This is a genomic window from Microbacterium sp. HMWF026 (assembly GCF_003061325.1).
In the GTDB taxonomy this organism is placed as follows: domain Bacteria; phylum Actinomycetota; class Actinomycetes; order Actinomycetales; family Microbacteriaceae; genus Microbacterium; species Microbacterium testaceum_E.
The window spans coordinates 1-2,259 of the sequence record NZ_QAJB01000451.1; the positions used below are offsets into that span (position 1 = coordinate 1).

General features: G+C 67.3%; 3 protein-coding genes. All 3 read left to right on the forward strand.

The annotated features are described in order from the left end of the window. On the forward strand, nt 1-320 hold a 320-nt coding region (locus DBR36_RS16375; protein WP_146185410.1), incomplete at its 5' end, for an LPXTG cell wall anchor domain-containing protein. A gap of 111 nt (nt 321-431) precedes the next feature. Continuing rightward, complete coding sequence (locus DBR36_RS16380) at nt 432-920, forward strand: hypothetical protein (protein WP_219927678.1); 489 nt, start codon at nt 432-434, stop codon at nt 918-920. Between the two features lie 48 nt (nt 921-968). Next, nucleotides 969-1,901: an SMP-30/gluconolactonase/LRE family protein gene (locus DBR36_RS16385; RefSeq protein ID WP_108320761.1), complete on the forward strand. Its 933-nt coding sequence runs from the start codon at nt 969-971 to the stop codon at nt 1,899-1,901. The last annotated feature ends 358 nt before the right edge of the window (nt 1,902-2,259 follow it).

Consider the following 2,259-nt stretch of genomic DNA (forward strand, 5'->3'; position numbering starts at 1 on the left):
CCGTCTCTTCGGCATCGGTGACCAAGACGGCTGATGCCTCGGGTTCAGCGACCGCGGTCGTCACCCTGCCCGAGCCCCGCGTCGGCTCCTACACCCTCGCAGCCTCCGGCCCCCGTGCCGACGGCTCGGTTGGCGCCGGCAGCGGCTCCGGCTCGACCGGCGGCACCAATGCCGGCGGCAGCAATGCCCTGCCCGCGACCGGTATGGACGCCAACTCGCTCCTCGGCTTCTGGGTCGGCGGCGGCGCCCTCGTCCTCGCCGGTGCGACCGTTGCCGTGGCCACCACGGTTCGCCGCAACCGCCAGAGCAACAACGCCTGACGCTCAGCGTCGCGCGAGAAGCGCCGTCGACCTCGGTCGGCGGCGCTTCTTCTTTTCGAAGCCGTCGTCAAGCGGCCCGTCCCTCCCCCGCCACGGATGTTGACTCGGCGCATGGACACCACCACGACCGCTCCGCTCGACAATGACGGCCGGAGCGAAAGCGCCCCACCCTCACTCCCCTTCGTTCACATGTGGACGGGGCTCGACGGGAAGAGTCGCCTCGACGAGTCCGTTCTTCGTGGGTTCGGGTTGCAGAGCGTCGGCAGCGGCGCCGATCCGCAGTGGATGCGTCCCTTTCCCGGCGAGGTATCGGCCGTGCTCTTCGCCGCGCTCCCCGTCGGGTGGGTGGGACAGTGGCATCCGTCCCCGCATCCTCAATGGGTCATTCCGCTGCGGGGGAAGTGGTTTCTCGAGACGCAGGATGGCTCTCGGGTGGAGATGGGGCCCGGCGACATTCATTTCGGGCAGGACACGGATACCGCCGAGATCGACGGAAAGACCGGACACCTGTCGGGGACCATCGGTGACGAGCCGTGCCTGCAGGTGCTGATCCCGTTCGCGGCGTCCCCGGCTGCCCCGACACCGCACCCCTTCGGCTGAGGCGTCAACCCGCGCGCGTTCCGGGCTGCCGTCGCGTTGACTGGGGACATGACCTCGGACGCGACACGAATCCCCCTCGACGGACAGGTGCTGCAGGGGCCGCGCGAGCCTCATGAGGTGGACGTGAACCCGCCGCGGGTGTGGGATGAGCGGTTGGCGGCCGTTCTGCCCGCCTCGTCGCGGCTGCTGTCGCTGTATGACGACGCCACCTGGGCCGAGGGGCCCGCCTGGTGGCCCGCGGAGCATGCGCTCATCTTCAGCGACGTGATCGGCCGCCGGACGCTCGCCTGGCGGGAAGACGGCAGCATTGTCACGGTGCGCGACCGTTCGAACTTCGCCAACGGCAACGTCGTCGACGATTACGGACGTCTCGTCCAGGCCGAACACGGGCGCCGCGGCGTCAGCCGCACCGACAACGAAGGAACCACCCTGCTGGTCGATTCGTACGAGGGTGCGCCTCTCAACTCGCCCAACGACCTCGTGGTGGCCTCGGATGGTGCGATCTGGTTCACCGACCCCACCTACGGCATCTCTGACCCGCGTGAAGGCTACCCCGCCGACCCCGCTCTGAAACACACGAGCGTCTATCGCTGGCGCGAGGGCGAACCGCTGCGGCGGATGATCGATCTCGACGAGCCGAACGGCCTCGCCTTCAGTCGCGACGAGCGCACGCTGTACGTCGCCGAGTCGCGCGCGGACGGAACGCCCCGCATCGTCGCGTGCGAGTGGGACGGCGAGACGCTCGGCGCGCCACTCTTCTTCGCCGGCGTCGATGCCGGCATTCCGGATGGATTCGCCGTCGACAGCCGCGACTGGCTGTGGATCTCGAGCGAGGCCGGAATAGTCATCGTCGACGAGACGGGCGCGCGTCTGGGTGTCATTCCGACACCGCACGTCGCGAGCAACTGCACGTTCGACGCGGACGAGAAGCGGCTGTTCATCACGGGGGACAGCGATCTGTGGATAGTCGAACTTGCCTAGAGCCCGATCCTCAGAAATGCTTGCACCCGCCGAGTTCTGCACTGCACGGGAGACACGACTTCATCTCGCACCCATATTTTTGTGCTCGACCTAACCCTTCCCTGCGGCCGACACCGGATCCAATCCATCCGCAACGAGCAGACCTGTGATCATGTAACCGCTGAGCCTGAAGAACACCACTACACCCACAATCCCACCGCCCCCGAATCGCGCAGGCCACGAGTGCCTAAGCAAAACAAGCAATCCGGCGAAGCCATGTAGCAGGTCAAGTCCCCGGATGCGGCCTTGGACCGCTCCGGCTTGAAGCACCAGCCCCCCACCCCCCCTAGAGAACACGCCAACTTTGGCGGGTGAGAGA

Coding starts and splice junctions, on each gene's coding strand:
- DBR36_RS16380 (WP_219927678.1), top strand. CDS start 432: ATGGACACCACCACGACCGCTCCGCTCGACAATGACGGCCGGAGCGAA.
- DBR36_RS16385 (WP_108320761.1), top strand. CDS start 969: ATGACCTCGGACGCGACACGAATCCCCCTCGACGGACAGGTGCTGCAG.